Below are 17,174 nucleotides of genomic sequence, written 5' to 3'. Positions count from 1 at the left end.
GCGCACACAAAAAACCCATGACATGTCATGGGTTTTTTTATGGGGGCTACGTTTCAACGATCTTCGCGCACGTGCCATAAACGCAAAATATAGAGTGTTGATTCTTGAATTTCGTAGCGCATTTCGTAATGACCAACCAACAGTCGTCTTACGTCCCGCGGTTCAAATTCTTCAACGCGTTCACCGATGCGCGGGTTACTTAACAAGCTCAAAGGTGCTTGGGAAAGTGACTGCACCGTACGCGCCGCCGCCATGCGATTTACGACGGCCAGGAAGTCGAAAAGTCGAGCCAGATCCGATAAGGCCTTACTGGTCCACTTCAACTCCATCAGCGAGGTACCGGCAGCGGCGAATCAGTGCTTAAACTATCCGCCCAGGCTTGAACCGCTTGCTGATCAATCACCCGACCGGCATCGACATCGGCCATGGCCTCTCGTGTCAGCCGGCTGCGTGCTTCCTCCATATCGACCCAATCGGCGAGCGCTTGCTTAACGATCCAGCCCCGCGAACGATCCATCCGTGCCGCCATCTGATCGACTTTTTGCGCCAAGGCGGTGGGGACGTGAGCGGTCAGTACTTTAGTGTCGGCGCCCATAAATCCTCTCTTCGCAGCATTGCGAAACATATGATTAAATCTGAATCAGCTTCAATCATAGTGATTTAGAGCGGTGCGGCAACTGCTAACCCATGCCGCTTATCGTTTAATTGAGCCACTCGCTGCTCGAAATCTTTAGCCAAAGACCTGATTTCCGGCTGCGCTGCATTTAACAGCGCCTTGTGCGCGGTGCGCAAAAACTTGAGGTTCCCTCCAGCCAGTGCCTGGCGCAGCCAACCCAGCGCCTCCTCGATCTGGCCCCTATCAGCCAGCACCGCCGCATAACTGAACTGCCCGCGAAAATCCCCGCCTTCGGCTGAACGGCGATACCACGCTACGGCCGCATCCAGATCCTGAGGGCAATACTGGCCGTCTTCCAGATAACGCCCCAGCAGGTTCATCGACTTGGCATGGCCCTGCTCTGCGGCCAGCCGGTAAAACGCCAACGCTTGCGCTCGGTCTTGCGCAACACCGCGGCCGGTCGCCAGCAAGTTGGCGTAGTTGTACTGCCCCCAATCCAATCCAGCTTCTGCCGCCAGACGATAATTGCGCGCAGCCGCTGCTTCATCGACGGCGCAACCCCAACCATGCTCCAGGCAACGCCCGGTCATATTGCGCGCCATCCAATGCCCGCCATGGGCCGCGATCTGGAACCAGCGCAGTGCCAGCGCTTCATCGCGTGCAATGCCGCGCCCTTCCAGCAGGATTTGCCCGAGCAACGCTTGAGCGTCGACCACGCCTTCCTTGGCCGCCATCAAAATCGCCTGGGCGGCGCGCACCGGGGAGTCGTCGAGCATGCTTTGCAGTTGCTCGACATTGAGCACTTCTTCACGGCGCAATAAAAAGCCCATGCTTACACCTCAACCCAGCGGCGCAGCAGGTTGTGGTAGGTGCCGGTAAGCTGGATCAGCGCCGGGTGGTCGGGTACGTCCGTGGTCAGTTGCTGGATAGCGCCGTCCATTTCGAACAGCAACGTTCGCTGGCTGTCTTCGCGCACCAGGCTTTGGGTCCAAAAAAATGAGGCGTAGCGCGTGCCACGGGTCACGGCGTTGACTTTGTGCAGGCTGGAGCCGGGGTACAGCACCATATCGCCCGCCGGCAGTTTTACCCGTTGTAGGCCAAAAGTGTCCTGAATTTCCAGTTCGCCACCGTCGTATTCCTCCGGGTCGCTGAAAAACAGCGTGGACGACAGATCCGTGCGCACCCGCTCGTAGCTGCCGCGCGCCTGGCGCACGGCATTGTCGATATGAAAATCGAAACTGCCACCGGCCGTGTAGCAGTTGAGCAACGGCGGGAAAACTTTGTGCGGTAGTGCCGCCGACATAAACAGCGGGTTGTTCCACAAACGCTCCAGCATCGCCGCGCCGATTTCCTTGGCCAGCGGGTGGCCTTCGGGCAATTGCAGGTTGTACTTGGCCTTGGCGGATTGGTGCCCGGCGGTGATTTTACCGTCGGCCCACTCAGTGTTTTCCAGGGCTTGGCGAATGCGCAGCACCTCCTCGCGAGAGAACAGGCCGGGAATATGCAGCAACATGGGGCAATACCTGAAAACAGAGAGGCGCTAATGGTATTGATTCTTATCTGCCCTGTAAAACGCGGCGGACGAATGAGTGGGTAAAAACCGTAAGGCAAAAGTGTAAAGAATGTAAATTCAGTGCGAATAGTAATGTATCGCAATTGATAGAAAGTCTTGTTGACCCTATATTCCGCGACCTCACCTCCTTGGGGAAAGGACTTGTTATGTCGCGCACTACGCTAAAAACACCTGCCAGTTCACCACGCATGCTGGCTTCGGCCATCGGCGTTGCACTCAGTGCCAGCTCTGCCGCCCAACTGGCGCAAGCGGCCGAAAGCACCGAACAAAAAGGCGAGCGCAACAGCATCTCCCTCGGCGCCACCAGCATCACCGGCCAGGAACAGGACAACACCTCCTACCAGGTCGAAAAAGTCTCGTCGCAAAAATACACCGCGCCGCTGGTGGACACCCCGCGCTCGGTCACCGTAGTGCCGCAGCAAGTGTTGAAAGACACTGCCGCCACGTCGCTGCAGGATGCCTTGCGCACCGTGCCGGGCATCACCTTTGGCGCCGGCGAAGGCGGCAACCCCCAGGGCGACCGCCCGTTCATCCGTGGTTTTGACGCCCAGGGCGACACCTACCTGGATGGCGTGCGCGACACCGGCGGCCAGAGCCGCGAGATCTTCGACATCGAATCGATCGAAGTCAGCAAAGGCCCCAACTCCTCGTTCGGCGGCCGTGGCTCGGCCGGCGGCAGCATCAACCTGGTGAGCAAGACGCCACAGGCGCGTGACTTCACCAACGGCGGTTTCACTTACGGCTCCGACCAGACCCGCCGCTACGTACTCGACGTGAACCGTCAGTTCCTCGACAACGCCGCGTTCCGTTTGAACCTGATGAGCCACGAGCAGAATGTGGCCGGCCGCGACACCATCAACTACGACCGCTGGGGCGTGGCACCGTCGCTGACTTTCGGCCTGGGCACACCGACCCGCGTCAACTTCAGCTACTACCACATGGAAAGCGACGACCTGCCGGACTCGGGCATTCCGTATGGCTACAGCTCGCCGACCGCCACTGCCCACGGGCATGACAAACCCACCGATGGCGGCGACAGAAATAACTTCTACGGCTTGAAAGACCGCGATTTCCGCAAGACCCGCGCCGACATCAGCACGTTCTCCATCGAGCACGACCTGAACGACAACATGACGCTGAAAAACACCCTGCGCCATGGCAGCACCGGCCAGGATTACGTACTCACTCAGCCGGATGACAGCCAGCGCAACGTCAGCCGTTTCGGCACCGTGTGGCGCCGCGCCAACACCCGCGTGTCAACCACCGACACCACCACCAACCAGACTGATCTGTTCGGCAACTTCCAACTGGCGGGCATGAAACACTCGTACTCCACCGGCCTGGAACTCACCGGTGAAGAAACCCGCGTCAGCAGCTACACCGTCAGCCCGAACAGCAACCCGACCTGCACCGTGGCCAAAGGCAGCCTGGGCGGCCAGTGCACCTCGCTGAGCAACCCGACACCGGATGACGCCTGGACCGGCAGCGTGGCACGCAACTACATGGGCACCAACACCAAGGCCACCAGCCGCGCAGCCTATGTGTTCGACACCATCGAGCTGGACCCGAAATGGCTGCTGAACGTCGGCGTGCGTTACGACACCTTTGATACCCAAGCCAACACCAACGCCGTAGCCGGGCGCAGCAAGCTCAAGGACGACAGCCAGTTCTTCAACTGGCAGGCGGGTCTGGTCTGGAAGCCGCTGGAAAACGGCAGCATCTACACCTCCTACGCCACCTCGGCGCAGCCAGTCGGCGGGCTGGTGGGTGAAGGGCAAGAAACCAATGGTTTCGTCACCGGCATCAACACCAGCGACCTGAAACCCGAAGAGACCGTCAACTACGAGCTGGGCACCAAGTGGGACCTGTTCCACAACCGCCTGTCGTTGACGGCAGCAGTGTTCCGTACCGAGAAGAAAAACACGCGAATCCTGGTGGACTCCAACACCTTCGAAAACGGCGGCGAATCCCGTGTCGATGGCCTGGAACTGTCGGCCAGCGGCAAGCTCACTGACCAATGGCAAGTGTTTGCCGGCTACAGCTACCTGAAAAGCGAACTGGTCGACCCAGGCAAGATCGGCAACCGTCAAAACGTAGTATCTGCCGGCTCCAACAAAGGCAACCAAATGCCCAACACGCCGAAGAACACCTTCAGCCTGTGGACCACTTACGACATCACGCCAAAACTGACCATCGGCGGCGGCGCGTTCTACGTCGATCAGGTGTACGGCGACCCGGCCAACACCGTGTACGTGCCGGCTTACACCCGCTACGACGCGATGGCCAGCTACAAGCTGACCAAGAACGTCGACCTGCAATTGAACGTGCAAAACCTGACCGACAAGACCTACTACGACAAAGCCTACGCGGCGCACTTTGCCAACCAGGCCGCCGGGCGTACGGCGCTGTTGACCACCAGTTTCCACTTCTAAACCCGGTCAACGTTCAGCCAAAAGCCCCACGCATCGGATGCGTGGGGCTTTTGCGTGTAAAACAGAATTTTTCTCGTTAACCCACGGCATAATGCGCGCCGTGACAACGACATCCAGATGAGCGAGGCGGTCCGACGTGTTGAAAAAAACCCTGTTCCAATTGCACTGGTTCTTCGGCATCACTGCCGGGCTGGTGCTGGCGTTGATGGGGATAACCGGGGCTGCGGTCTCGTTTCAGGATGAAATCCTGCGGGCGCTCAACCCCACAGTCTTGAAGGTCGAAAAACGCGAAGCCGGTGTGCTGCCGCCTGCCGAACTGGTGCGCAAGCTTGAGGCCACCGAAGGCAAGACCGTATCGATGTTGTGGGTGGAAAGCGACAGCGGCAACGCCGCGCGCGTGTTCTTCACCGCCCCGCCGGGCGAACGGCGTGGCCAGATGCGCTACTTCGACCCCTACACCGGCGACTACATGGGTGACGCCGTCGGCCAGGATGTGCTCGGCTTTATCTTGCAGTTGCACCGTTTCCTCGCCATGGGCGAAACCGGGCGTAACATCACCGGCGCCTGCAGCCTCATCCTGGTGTTCTTCTGCCTCTCGGGCCTGTACCTGCGCTGGCCGCGCCAAGTGGCAAGCTGGCGCGCCTGGCTGACGATGGACTGGCGCAAGAAAGGCCGCAGCTTCAACTGGGACCTGCACTCGGTGTTCGGCACCTGGTGCCTGCTGTTCTATCTGTTCTCGGCGCTCACCGGCCTGTATTGGTCCTACGACTGGTACAGTCAGGGCCTGAACAAACTGCTGTCCGACGCACCGCAAAACGAGCGCCTGCGCAAACGCGGCCCGCCGCCCGAAGGCCCGGCGCCGGTGGCCAACTACGACGCCATATGGAGCAGCATCTACGCCAACGCCGGCCCCGGTTTGATCGCCTACAACATTCGCATGCCGGCCGTCGCCGGGCAGCCGGCCATCGTGTATTACCTGCTCAACACATCGCCCCACGACCGCGCGCTGAACCAGATCAACCTGGACCCGTCCTCCGGCGAGGTCAAAACCCACGCCCCGTACGCCAGCAAGACGCTCAAGTCCCAATTGCTCACTAGCATTTATGCGTTGCACACCGGCAGCTACTTCGGTTGGACCGGGCGCATCCTCCTCACCCTCAGTTCGCTGATGATGCCGTTGTTCTTTATCACCGGCTGGCTGCTGTACCTGGACCGTCGCCGCAAAAAGCGCCAGGTGCGCGACGCCCGCAACGGCCTCGGCGCCAACCACAGCGATGCGCCGGCCTGGCTGATCGGCTTTGCCAGCCAGAGCGGTTTTGCCGAGCAGTTGGCCTGGCAAACCGCCGGGCAATTGCAGGCCGCCGGCTTGCCGGTGAAAGTGCAGCCGCTGGGCAGCGTCAGCCAGCACGACCTGAGCCAATCGCAGCATGCGCTGTTCGTGGTCAGCACCTTCGGCGACGGCGAAGCCCCAGACAGCGCCCGGGGGTTTGAGCGCAGCGTGCTCGGCCAGGATCTGTCGCTCAAAGGCTTGAACTACTCGGTGCTGGCCCTCGGTGATCGCCAGTATGAACACTTCTGCGGTTTTGCCCGGCGCCTGCACTTCTGGCTGACCCACCAGGGCGGCACGCCGTTATTCGCGCCGGTGGAAGTCGACAGCGGCGACAGCGAAGCGCTGCTGATGTGGCAACAACAACTGGGCCAAATCACCGGCCAAGCACCGGCAGCGGCCTGGCAGGCGCCTCAGTTTGAAATCTGGACCCTCACCCATCGCACCCTGCTTAACCGCGACAGCGTTGGCTCAGACATCTACCTGCTGGGCCTCACGCCGCCTGCGCCGCAAAGCTGGCTGGCCGGTGACCTGGTGGAAGTGCTGCCGCGCAATTGCCCGTGGGCCATCGAGCATTTCCTCGCAGGCCTGGGCCTGGTCGGCAGCGATGGTGTGTTGATCGACGGCCTGGCGCAAACCCTCAACCAGGCTTTGGCCACCCGCCAACTGCCGGACAACCGCGCGCATCTGGTGGGCCTGCACGCACAAGCGCTGGTCAACGCGCTGGTGCCCTTGGGCATGCGCGAATACTCCATCGCCTCGATCGCCAGCGACGGCGTGCTGGAGCTGATCGTGCGCCAGGAGCGCCACCCCGACGGCAGCCTGGGCCTGGGCTCGGGCTGGCTGACCGAATACGCCGCCATCGGCTCCGGCGTCAGCCTGCGTCTGCGCCGCAACAGTGGCTTCCACTTGCCCGAAGCGCCGGTGCCGCTGATCCTGCTGGGCAACGGCACCGGCCTGGCCGGCCTGCGCAGTTTGCTTAAAGCGCGCATCGCCGATGGCCAGCAGCGCAACTGGCTGTTGTTCGGCGAACGCAATATTGCCCACGACTACCTGTGCCAGGACGAGCTGCAAGGCTGGCTGGCCAGCGGTGACCTGGCCCTGCTGGACCTGGCGTTTTCCCGCGACCAGGCAGAGAAAATCTACGTACAGGACCGCCTGCGCGAATCGGCAGACGTATTGCGTAGATGGCTGGCCGAAGGCGCCGCGATTTATGTGTGCGGCAGCTTGCAGGGCATGGCCACGGGTGTGGATCAAGTGCTGCACGAGGTGCTGGGCAGCGAAGCGGTGGAGCGTTTGATTGAGCAGGGCCGCTATCGACGGGATGTGTACTAAGCCCTCATAAACACCGAGGAGCAACTGTGGGAGCTGGCTTGCCTGCGATGCAGGCACCTCGGTGTAAAAGTGACACCAGGGTTATGCCATCGCAGGCAAGCCAGCTCCCACAGTTTTACGTGCATTGCAGGTCAGGCGGGCTGCAGCTTTTGCTCGAACACCGAGACCCCATCCAAGTCACGCAAGATCACGGTCAACTCCGCCGTCTGCCCGTCAATCTGCACTTCACCAAAAAACTGAAAACCGGCAAACGGCGAAGTGTTCTGCGCAGGCGGAGCCTTCTGGAACACCACCTCCGGTCCAAAGGTTTTGTCCAGTTGATTAGGCCCGAAGCTCCCCGCATTCAGCGGCCCGGCCACAAACTCCCAGAACGGCTCGAAATCCTGAAACGCCGCGCGGTCCGGGTGGTAATGATGCGCCGCGCAGTAATGCACATCCGCCGTCAGCCACACATGGTTGCGCACCTGCTGCGCGCGCAAAAACCCTAACAGTTCGGCAATCTCCAGCTCACGACCTTGGGCCGGGCCTGGGTCGCCGTTGGCGATGGCTTCCCAACGTGGCACGCCGGGGCTGACTTCACCGTCGGGCACGCCGAGGCCGATAGGCATGTCGGCGGCCACGACTTTCCACTGCGCCTGGGAGGCCTTGAGTTCGCGCTTGAGCCAGTCCAGTTGCTCACGGCCCATAAAGGGCTTTTCGCCGCCCAGATTGTCGTCGTTAGGCCCGCGATAACTGCGCATGTCCAGCACGAACACATCCAGCAACGGCCCGTAGCTGAGCTTGCGATAGATGCGCCCACCGCCATCGGCGCTCTGGCGGCGCATCGGTGAATACTCCAGCCAGGCCTGGCGTGCGCGGCCGACCAAGGTGTTGATGTCCTTGGTCTGGTAACGCTCATCGAGCATCTTGCTCGGCGACCAGTTGTTGATCACCTCGTGGTCGTCCCACTGCCAGATCTGCGGCACTTCGGCATTGAAGCGGCGCACGTTTTCATCCAGCAGGTTGTAGCGATAATTGCCGCGATATTCGTCGAGGGTTTCGGCGACTTTGCTCTTGGCTTCAGTGGTGATGTTGCGCCAGATGCGCCCGTCTTCAACGGTCAGCTGGGCCGGCACTGGGCCGTCGGCGTAGATGGTGTCACCGCTGTGGATAAAAAAGTCCGGCAGGCGCAGGCGCATGGCTTCGTAAATGCGCATGCCGCCTATGTCCGGGTTGATGCCGAAGCCCTGGCCGACAGTGTCGCCGCTCCACACAAAACGGATATCACGACGCTGCTGCGGCACGCTGCGCAAGTGGCCGAACCACGGCTCGCTGGCCACGCCGGTCTGGGCGTCTTCAAAGTGCACACGGTAGAAAATCGCCTGATCGACCGGCAGCCCGGTGAGTTCGACGCGGGCGGTAAAGTCGGTGCGGCTGTCGGCCAGGGGCGAGATAAATTTGCGCGGGTTGCTGAACACACTGCGGGTGTCCCACTCCACCACCATCTTCGCCGGGCGGTCGCTGCGGCTCCAGATCATCGCCCGATCGCCCAGCAAGTCGCCGGACTGCACGCCGTCGGTGAGTTGGGGGCGGTCCTTGACCGAGGCGATCACTGCCGGCGCCAGGCCCGGCAGCAACAAACCGGCGCCAACGGCTTGCATCACGCGGCGACGGCCGAGATCGAAGTGGCTCATGCAGGTGCCCTCTTGAGTATCAAAAGGGCAACTTAAACACGGGAGCATGAAGCGGATGTGACACCGACCGTAAGAACACTGGAGATCAAAGGTGGGAGCTGGCTTGCCTGCGATAGCGGTGAATCAGTCACTGAAAGGGTGACTGACAGAAAGCAATCGCAGGCAAGCCAGCTCCCACATTTTGAACAGTGTCAGGCCTTGGCTGAAGTGATCGACAGCTCCGCCGCCTCGGGACGCTTGATCAGCGCATACACCAGCCCAGTCACCAAGCTGCCCGCCACAATCGCCAGCAAATACAGGAGCGCATGGTTCATTGCATTCGGAATCACCAACACAAACAAACCACCATGGGGTGCGGCGAGTTTGCAGCCGAAATACATCGACAGCGCGCCGGTCAACGCGCCACCGGCGATGCTGGCCGGGATCACCCGCAGCGGGTCTTTGGCGGCAAATGGAATCGCGCCTTCAGAGATAAAGCACAGGCCCAGGATCATTGCGGCCTTGCCCGCCTCGCGCTCGGTCTGGGCGAACTTGCGCCGCGCCAGCAAGGTGGCGATGCCCATGCCGATTGGCGGCACCATCCCAGCGGCCATGGTCGCCGCCATCGGTGCACCACTGGACGCGGCCAGCAGGCCGACCGAAAACGCATACGCCGCCTTGTTGATCGGCCCGCCCAAATCCACACACATCATGCCGCCCAACAAAATGCCCAGCAGCACCGCATTGGTGGTGCCCATGGTGCTGAGAAAATCCGTCAGCCCCGTGAGCAACCGCGCCACCGGCGGGCCGACCAGATAGATCATCGCAAGGCCCGTGAACAGGCTTGCCAGCAGCGGGATGATCAGGATCGGCTTGAGCGCCTCCAGGCTTTGCGGCAATTGCACCGCGCGGGTGATCAGCTTGACGCAGTAACCGGCAAGGAAACCGGCGAGGATGCCGCCGATAAACCCGGCGCCCAAGGTGCCCGCCAGCAAGCCGCCGATCATGCCCGGCGCCAGGCCCGGACGGTCGGCAATCGAATAAGCGATGTAGCCCGCCAGCAACGGCACCATCAGCATAAAGGCCTGGTCGCCGACGGTTTTGAGGGCGGCAGCCAAGGTGCCTTTTTCTTCAAAAGCATGGATGCCGAACACAAACGACAAGGCGATCAACAGCCCGCCCGCCACCACCATCGGCAACATGAACGACACGCCGGTGAGCAAGTGCTTGTACACGCCGGTTTTTTCTTTTTTGCCGACCGCACCGCTGGCGGCGTTTTCTACCGCGCCTTCGGCCAGCGCCTTGTTGAGCGTGGCCTCGGACTGCTTGAGGGCGATGCCGGTACCACAGCGGTAAATCTTCTTGCCGGCGAAACGCTCAGTGGCGACTTCGATATCCGCCGCCAGCAACACCACATCGGCATCGGCGATGGCCTGCGCGCTCAACGGCGTGCGTGCGCCCACCGAACCCTGGGTCTCGACCTGCAAGTCATAGCCCAGGCGCTTGGCCGTTTGCTGCAAGGCTTCGGCGGCCATGAAGGTGTGGGCCACGCCGGTCGGGCAGGCCGTGATCGCGACGATACGCGGGGCATTCTTCGCCGCCACCGGCGCTTGGCTGGCGACGTATTCCTGGGCCTCTTCGGCACCACGGCGCAGCACCGCGTCGACATCCGCCAGCGCCTGGGCCGGCGTGCTCTGGAATACACGCTTGCCGACAAACCGCTGCATATCCACCGGCGTGCTGCTGACCAGCAACACCCACTCGGCCGCGTCGATAGTCGCTTGGGACAACGCCCGCTCCGGGTGCTGCACATCCACGACTTCGGTGCTGGTGCTCCAGCCCTGGCGCTGCGCGGCGGCGTCCAACAAGCGGGCGCACAGCACACTGGTGACCATGCCGTTCGGGCAGGCGGTAACAATGGCTAACTTCATCACAAACCCTCTTATTGTTCTGTCAGCGCGCGCACATGGACGCCGCTTTCGAGGCGCGCCAACTGCGCGTCATCGCTGATACCAAAACCGATCTGCGTGACCGCCATGGCGGCAATCGCCGTGGCCCGGCGCAAGGTGGTTTCCGGCAGATCAAACCTGAGCAGACCGTGCAGCATCCCGGCCAGCAACGAATCGCCCGCACCCACCGTGCTGGCGACGCTGACCTTGGGCGGCGTGGCATGCAGCGCGGTGCCTGGGCTGAACCAGTTCACGCCCTCGGCGCCGTGGGAGACCACCACATGCTCCACGCCTTGAGCATGCAAACGCTCGGCGGCCTGGGCCTGCTGTGCGATGGAGTCGGTGGCGCAATCGAGGGCTTCGGCGAGTTCTTCGGTGTTGGGTTTGATCAACCACGGGCCGGCCTTGATGCCCGCGCGCAAGGCTTCGCCGCTGGTGTCGAGGACGACTTTCAAACCAAGGTCTTTCAACGCGTGTATCAGTTCCTGAAACCACTGTGCGCTGACGCCACGCGGCAAACTGCCGGCGACCACCACCGCATCGAATTCAGGGCCGATGATCGCGACCATTTTGAGCAGTTGTTTTTGCGCCTGCTCACTCACCAGCGGCCCCGGCGCATTGATGTCGGTGACCCGACCATCCTGCTCGGCAATCTTGATGTTGCTACGTGTTTCGCCCGGCACGCGGATGAACGCGTCGCCAAACCCGCGGCTGGCGATCAATGCCTCGAAAGCCTCAGGGTTTGAGGCGCCGAGAAAACCGCCCACGCTCACCTCATGCCCGAGGTCCGCCAGCACCTGGGCGACATTCACACCCTTGCCGGCAGCATGGGTCAACAGGGTTTCGCTGCGGTTGACTGCACCGGGTTCCAGGTGTGCCAGGCGTACCGTAAGGTCCAACGCCGGGTTCAGCGTCAGGGTCAGAATCTTCGCCATTTACACGGTCTCCACTAGGGCTCGCACTTGCGCGGGCGAACCCACCGCAAGCGCTTTTTGCGCCAGGCCCTGGGCCTCGCTCAGACTGAATTCACGCACCCGCGCCTTCACTTCGGGAATGCTGCGGGCTGACACACTCAACTCATCCACACCCAGCCCCACCAGCACCGGCACCGCCAGCGGGTCCGCCGCCAGTTCGCCACACACGCCGACCCATTTGCCATGGGCATGGGCGGCGCGCACGGTGATGTCGATCAGTTGCAACACGGCCGGGTGCAGGCCATCGGCCTGGGCCGACAGGGTTGGGTGGCCACGGTCGATGGCCAGGGTGTACTGGGTGAGGTCGTTGGTGCCGACGCTGAAAAAGTCGACTTCCTTGGCGAGTACCGGCGCGAGCAAAGCGGCAGACGGTACTTCGATCATGATGCCCAGTTGCAGGTCGGCCACCGGGATTTCCAGGCGCAGGCGCTCGGTCATATCGCGGGCGGCTCGCCATTCATCGACACTGCCGACCATGGGAAACATGATGCGCAGCGGGCGGTTGTCCGCCGAGCGCAACAGCGCACGCAATTGCGCTTCCATGATCTGCGGGCGCTGCAAGGTCAGGCGAATGCCGCGCACACCGAGGAAGGGGTTTTCTTCTTCGGCAATCGGCCAATACGGCAGCGGTTTGTCGCCGCCCACATCCAGGGTGCGCACCACAAGCGGGCGACCGCCAAGGCCGTCGAGCACGCGGCGGTATTCGGCTTCCTGGGTGGCTTCATCCGGTGCTTGCGGGTGAGCCATAAAAATCAGTTCGGTGCGCAACAGCCCAATGCCTTCGGCGCCCTGCTCCACTGCCGCCGCAACGCCTGCGCTTTCACCGATATTGGCGAACACTTCCACGGCATGGCCGTCGCGAGTCAGTGCCGGTTCATGACGCTGGGCCGAGGCCGCTTGCAGGCGCTGTTCGCGGGTGTCGCGCTCGACCGTGGCGCGTTGCAGCGTGGCCGCGTCGGGGTCGACATGCAGGCGGCCGCGCTGGCCGTCGAGCAATAGCTGTGTGCCAGCGGCCAGCAACAACACCGCCGCGCCGGCGCCGACCAAAGCAGGAATGCCCAAGGCACGCGCAACGATGGCACTGTGGGCCGTGGCGCCGCCACGGGCGGTGAGGATGCCGGCGACGCGGGTTGGGTCCAGGCGGGCAACGTCAGAGGGGCCGACTTCATCCATCACCAGAATGTAAGGTTCGCTCGGCTCCTGGGCGGTTTCAAGACCGCATAATTGCGCCAGCACTCGGCGGCCAATATCACGCAGGTCGGCGGCGCGCTCGGCGAGCAAGGCATCCTGCAACGACTCCTGCTGCTTGGCGGCGGCTTCGATCACGCTCATCCAGGCAGCTTGCGCGCTCTCGCCTTGCTTGAGGCGCGTGTCGACTTCGTCGGTCAGCTCCGGGTCGTCGAGCATTTCCTGGTGGGTGATGAAAATCTCGCGGATCGCCTTGGATTGGCTGCGCTCGATCAAACCCTGGATATCAGCGCGCACCTCGGTGAGCGCGGCGTGCAGGCGCTGGCGCTCAATGGCCGCAGACTCGCCACGCAGCGGGTAATCGAAGACCTGCTGGGTCTGGATATGCGCCGGGCCGATGGCAATGCCGGGCGCGGCGGCGATGGCCTGGACCTGGCTGCCGGACACAGGCGCGCTGATCGCCGGTTCAATATCAAGGATGGCAGGTTGGGCACTCACGGTCGGCAGCGGCTCGACTTCCTCACCGAGCCCTTGCTCCACCGCTGCCAGCAGCGCGGGCAATGCATCACCGGCAATCACAGGCTCGGCGACAAACTCCAGCACCTGGCCGCGACGGGCGCCGAGGCTCAGCAACTTACTCAGGCTTTTCACCGAGACGGCACCCACCGGGCCATCAACGATGCGCACGCGGATATCGCCGTCAAAACTTTTCGCCAATTGCGCGAGGATCTTCGCCGGCCGCGCATGCAAACCATGGGCATTGGCCAGGGTGATGCGCGCATTCGGCCAGTCCGGCGGCAGTTCACCGCCCAATACTTCAAGCACCGCCCGGCTGCTGGTAGCGCGGCCCAATTCCTGGCCGCGACCTTCAATCAACAAGGCGCACAGGCGTTCGAGCAAGGTTTGATGCGCCTCACCCAGGCTGGCCAGGCAGAACAGGCCGTTCAGGGGCTGGCCGAGGTAACGCATCGGTTTGTCCGGCGTCACGAACGCAAGGCCTGGGCGCTTCACCGTCTGCTCGCTGTGCAGCCACCACAGGCCATCGCCCAACGGCAGCGCGTCGACTTGCTGCAACACGGCGGCGAAACCATTACTGACACAATCGGCCTGACGCAACAGGCGTGCGCCACGCCAGACCAGCTCTTCAAAATCGTCGGCCGATACGCCCAGGCTGATCATCTGCGCGTCCAGCGCCAGTTCCTGTGGTGCGCCTTGCAGCAGTTTCAGCAAGGCTTCGGCGGAGCCGGCACGGCGCAGCGCCTGGCCCAGGTCGGTTTCTCCGAGGGCGCGGGTGAGCAGTTGCAGCAGGCGCAGGTGTTCATCGGATTTGGCCGCGATGCCGATCGCCAGGTAGACGATCTGGCCGTCGCCCCAATCCACCCCTTCGGGAAATTGCAGCAGGCGTACGCCCGTGGAAAACACTTGGTCACGGGTTTCCGGCGTACCGTGGGGGATGGCAATACCTTGGCCGAGAAAAGTCGAGCCTTGGGCTTCACGGGCTTGCAAGCCGCTCAGATAACCCTCGGCGACCAGGCCATCGGCCACCAGTTTTTCCGCGAGCAGGTGCAAGGCAGCAGATTTATCCACAGCCACCTGGCCCATGGAAATCTGCTCTACAGTGAGCTCAAGCATGCCGTTCTCCTAGTTAGTGCACTGTGGGCACTAGGTATTGTTTTGAATAAATCAGCGCAGGCGCGTTCATAAATAACTGACTGAGTGGTCAATTGGCAGTAGTCACTCAGTGGCGAACATCGTAAAAATACGCTTGCTGAAACGTTTAATCTAGAATTTATGGCAGATTATGCGCTAATTATGCAAGCTTGAAGGACCACTCGGCACTTGAGCTCAGACAATAGTCGTGTGCAGGAATCGGTTACGATTGGACAAAATGTCGGGGCAAGCTCTAAAAAACAAGGAAATCCCGGTTTGAAACTCAGTGATATCGCACGTCTGGCCGGTGTGTCCGTTACCACCGCCAGCTATGTCATCAACGGCAAGGCCGAACAGCAACGCATCAGCAGCGCCACCGTCGAGCGTGTGCGTGCTGTGGTCGAAGCCCATGGCTTTACGCCCAACCCTCAGGCCGCCGGGCTGCGCAGTCGGCACACGCGCACCTTGGGCTTTATCTTGCCCGACCTGGAAAACCCCAGCTACGCACGCATCGCCAAGCTGTTGGAACAAGGCGCGCGGGCGCGCGGCTACCAACTGCTGATCGCCAGCTCCGATGATGAAGCCGACAGCGAACGCCAACTGCTGCAACTGTTCCGCGCGCGGCGCTGCGATGCACTGTTCGTGGCCAGTTGTTTGCCGGCCAGCGATGACAGCTACCGTGAGCTGCAAGCCAAGGGCCTGCCGGTGATCGCCATCGACCGGGTGATGGAACCCGGGCAGTTCTGCTCGGTGGTCAGCGACGACCGCCAGGCCTGCCAGCAACTCACCAGCAGCCTGTTGCAGCCGCTGCCCAAGCAGATCGCGCTGATCGGCGCACACCCCGAACTGAGCATCAGCCAGGAACGCGCTGCCGGTTTCCGTGAAGCCTTGAGAGACTTCAAGGGCGACGTGCTAATCGAGCAGGGTGAAGCCTTCAGCCGTGACTGTGGCCGCCAACTGATGGAAGAACTCCTGCAACGCCTGGGGCATTTGCCTGACGCGCTGGTGACGACTTCCTACGTGCTGCTGCAAGGTGTGTTCGACGCGTTGCATGACTTCCCGCTCAAGTCCCGGCCGTTGCGCCTGGGCACGTTCGGCGACACCCAACTGCTCGACTTCCTGCCCTTGCCGGTCAACGCCATGGCCCAGCAACATCAACTGATCGCCGACACCGCCCTGCGCCTGGCCCTGGCGGCCATCGAAGAAGAACAGTATGAGCCCGGCGTGCATGCCATCGGCCGGACCTTCAAGCAGCGCATTCACGAGGCTTGAGCGTGGAGCTGATCGACACCCACACCCACCTGGACTTCCCGGATTTCGACACGGATCGCCGGGCAGTCCTCGCCCACAGCCGCCAACTCGGCGTGCAGCGCATGGTGGTGCTGGGTGTGTATCAGCAGAACTGGCAACGGCTGTGGGATCTGGTGCAGGACGATGAAAGTTTATTTGCCGCCTTCGGCCTGCACCCGGTGTATCTGGAGGATCATCGCCCCGCCGACCTGATCGAGTTGGGTGATTGGCTGACCCGTCTACAGGGCCATCGGCAACTGTGCGCCGTCGGTGAGATCGGGCTGGATTACTTCCTCGAACAGTTGGACCGCGAACGTCAGCAAAGCCTGTTTGAAGCGCAGCTGAAACTGGCTGTGGATTTCCAGCTTCCAGCCCTGCTGCACGTGCGCCGCAGCCACGCGGCAGTGATCGCCACCCTCAAACGCATCCGCCTGCCGCGCGGCGGCATCATTCATGCGTTTGCCGGCAGCGTTGAGGAGGCCCGCGAATACATCAAACTCGGCTTTAAACTGGGCCTGGGCGGCGCGGCCACTTGGCCCCAGGCGCTGCGTATGCACAAGGTGCTGACCCAGCTGCCGCTTGAGGCGCTGGTGCTGGAAACCGATTCGCCGGACATGGCGCCGGCCATGTACCCCGGCCAGCGCAACAGCCCGCAACACCTGCCGGCTATCTGCGACGCCTTGGCCGAACGCATGGGCATCAGCCCTTCAGTGCTGGCCGAAACGAGCACACGCAACGCGTGCGAGCTGTTCAACTGGTAGCACGTTGACCACCTGCAAATCCAAGGTCAGTCGCTGCCGGTGGCGCACGTAACGCAGCGTCAGAAAGTGCATAAGTACCACTATCAATGAAACGTTGAGCTGCCCGACCATACTGATCAGGCCGAGCCACTCGGCCACCATCGCCACGATCAGCACCGCGCTGGTCAGTACCATCATGCTGGGGTGCACCATGGCCCAGTGGTCCAAGGATTTGAACTGGCGCAGTTGCCTGGGGCAGTTCAACTCCAGGACCCGCTGACAATACGGGCAATCAAACGGCTCACGGATGGCAATGGCGTTCAATTGCCAGGGCTTGAGTTCGAAGGTGATGTCGCAATGGGCGCAGTGCCCTTTGATGCCGATAACCGCCGTCATCGCGTTGCCTCCCGAGTACCCGGATTGGGTGAAACAAATTCTCACCCAATCA

At 62.0% G+C, this 17,174-nt stretch carries 13 protein-coding genes; 4 read left to right on the top strand and 9 right to left on the bottom strand.

Features of this window, described 5'->3' with window-relative positions:
• Positions 1–53 precede the first annotated feature (53 nt).
• From HU759_RS05145 to HU759_RS05130, 4 genes are all read right to left on the bottom strand, one after another.
• Complete coding sequence (locus HU759_RS05145) at positions 54–329, bottom strand: type II toxin-antitoxin system RelE/ParE family toxin (RefSeq protein WP_080593787.1); 276 nt, start codon at positions 327–329, stop codon at positions 54–56.
• Positions 329–595, bottom strand: a complete 267-nt coding sequence (locus HU759_RS05140; RefSeq protein ID WP_017138296.1) for a ribbon-helix-helix domain-containing protein — start codon at positions 593–595, stop codon at positions 329–331. Before HU759_RS05140 ends, HU759_RS05145 begins: the two co-directional genes overlap by 1 nt.
• Before the next feature lie 65 nt (positions 596–660).
• Positions 661–1,446 (bottom strand): tetratricopeptide repeat protein, encoded by a 786-nt coding sequence (locus HU759_RS05135; protein WP_170036246.1) that lies wholly within the window; start codon positions 1,444–1,446, stop codon positions 661–663.
• Positions 1,447–1,448: 2 nt separating this feature from the next.
• Positions 1,449–2,129 (bottom strand): Fe2+-dependent dioxygenase, encoded by a 681-nt coding sequence (locus HU759_RS05130; protein ID WP_170036244.1) that lies wholly within the window; start codon positions 2,127–2,129, stop codon positions 1,449–1,451.
• Between the two features lie 206 nt (positions 2,130–2,335).
• Between HU759_RS05130 and HU759_RS05125 the strand changes: the two genes are divergently transcribed.
• On the top strand, positions 2,336–4,621 hold the full coding sequence (locus HU759_RS05125; RefSeq protein WP_170036241.1) for a TonB-dependent siderophore receptor: 2,286 nt from the start codon (positions 2,336–2,338) through the stop codon (positions 4,619–4,621).
• Positions 4,622–4,757: 136 nt separating this feature from the next.
• On the top strand, positions 4,758–7,283 hold the full coding sequence (locus HU759_RS05120; protein ID WP_170036239.1) for a sulfite reductase flavoprotein subunit alpha: 2,526 nt from the start codon (positions 4,758–4,760) through the stop codon (positions 7,281–7,283).
• 131 nt (positions 7,284–7,414) lie between these two features.
• Here HU759_RS05120 and HU759_RS05115 read toward each other — a convergent pair whose 3' ends face one another.
• The 4 genes from HU759_RS05115 to ptsP form a co-directional block, all read right to left on the bottom strand.
• Positions 7,415–8,956 (bottom strand): alkaline phosphatase D family protein, encoded by a 1,542-nt coding sequence (locus HU759_RS05115; RefSeq protein ID WP_170036237.1) that lies wholly within the window; start codon positions 8,954–8,956, stop codon positions 7,415–7,417.
• Between the two features lie 191 nt (positions 8,957–9,147).
• Positions 9,148–10,866, bottom strand: coding sequence for a PTS fructose-like transporter subunit IIB (locus HU759_RS05110; protein WP_170036235.1), 1,719 nt, complete (start codon positions 10,864–10,866; stop codon positions 9,148–9,150).
• Between the two features lie 11 nt (positions 10,867–10,877).
• Entirely contained in the window at positions 10,878–11,819 is a 942-nt protein-coding gene (gene pfkB, locus HU759_RS05105) for a 1-phosphofructokinase (protein ID WP_186616752.1), read from the bottom strand.
• Positions 11,820–14,678: a phosphoenolpyruvate--protein phosphotransferase gene (ptsP, locus tag HU759_RS05100; protein ID WP_186616751.1), complete on the bottom strand. Its 2,859-nt coding sequence runs from the start codon at positions 14,676–14,678 to the stop codon at positions 11,820–11,822.
• 294 nt (positions 14,679–14,972) lie between these two features.
• Here ptsP and cra point away from each other — a divergent pair, with 294 nt between their 5' ends.
• Positions 14,973–15,968 (top strand): catabolite repressor/activator, encoded by a 996-nt coding sequence (cra, locus tag HU759_RS05095; protein ID WP_017138305.1) that lies wholly within the window; start codon positions 14,973–14,975, stop codon positions 15,966–15,968.
• Between the two features lie 2 nt (positions 15,969–15,970).
• Positions 15,971–16,747, top strand: coding sequence for a TatD family hydrolase (locus HU759_RS05090; RefSeq protein ID WP_017138306.1), 777 nt, complete (start codon positions 15,971–15,973; stop codon positions 16,745–16,747).
• Here the strand turns inward: HU759_RS05090 and HU759_RS05085 are convergent.
• Complete coding sequence (locus HU759_RS05085; RefSeq protein WP_017138307.1) at positions 16,694–17,122, bottom strand: hypothetical protein; 429 nt, start codon at positions 17,120–17,122, stop codon at positions 16,694–16,696. The genes HU759_RS05090 and HU759_RS05085 overlap by 54 nt on opposite strands.
• Positions 17,123–17,174: the final 52 nt, after the last annotated feature.

This window comes from Pseudomonas sp. OE 28.3 (genome assembly GCF_014268205.2).
Taxonomy (GTDB): domain Bacteria; phylum Pseudomonadota; class Gammaproteobacteria; order Pseudomonadales; family Pseudomonadaceae; genus Aquipseudomonas; species Aquipseudomonas edaphica.
Note: the sequence above shows the minus strand (reverse complement) of the source record. Positions and strands in the feature narration are given on the sequence as shown.

What these genes read in the sequence shown, in the direction of transcription:
- HU759_RS05130 (WP_170036244.1), bottom strand. Translation starts at nt 2,129, where the DNA reads ATGTTGCTGCATATTCCCGGCCTGTTCTCTCGCGAGGAGGTGCTGCGC.
- HU759_RS05145 (WP_080593787.1), bottom strand. Translation starts at nt 329, where the DNA reads ATGGAGTTGAAGTGGACCAGTAAGGCCTTATCGGATCTGGCTCGACTT.
- HU759_RS05085 (WP_017138307.1), bottom strand. Translation starts at nt 17,122, where the DNA reads ATGACGGCGGTTATCGGCATCAAAGGGCACTGCGCCCATTGCGACATC.
- pfkB (WP_186616752.1), bottom strand. Translation starts at nt 11,819, where the DNA reads ATGGCGAAGATTCTGACCCTGACGCTGAACCCGGCGTTGGACCTTACG.
- HU759_RS05125 (WP_170036241.1), top strand. Translation starts at nt 2,336, where the DNA reads ATGTCGCGCACTACGCTAAAAACACCTGCCAGTTCACCACGCATGCTG.
- ptsP (WP_186616751.1), bottom strand. Translation starts at nt 14,678, where the DNA reads ATGCTTGAGCTCACTGTAGAGCAGATTTCCATGGGCCAGGTGGCTGTG.
- HU759_RS05115 (WP_170036237.1), bottom strand. Translation starts at nt 8,956, where the DNA reads ATGAGCCACTTCGATCTCGGCCGTCGCCGCGTGATGCAAGCCGTTGGC.
- HU759_RS05140 (WP_017138296.1), bottom strand. Translation starts at nt 595, where the DNA reads ATGGGCGCCGACACTAAAGTACTGACCGCTCACGTCCCCACCGCCTTG.
- HU759_RS05135 (WP_170036246.1), bottom strand. Translation starts at nt 1,446, where the DNA reads ATGGGCTTTTTATTGCGCCGTGAAGAAGTGCTCAATGTCGAGCAACTG.
- HU759_RS05110 (WP_170036235.1), bottom strand. Translation starts at nt 10,866, where the DNA reads ATGAAGTTAGCCATTGTTACCGCCTGCCCGAACGGCATGGTCACCAGT.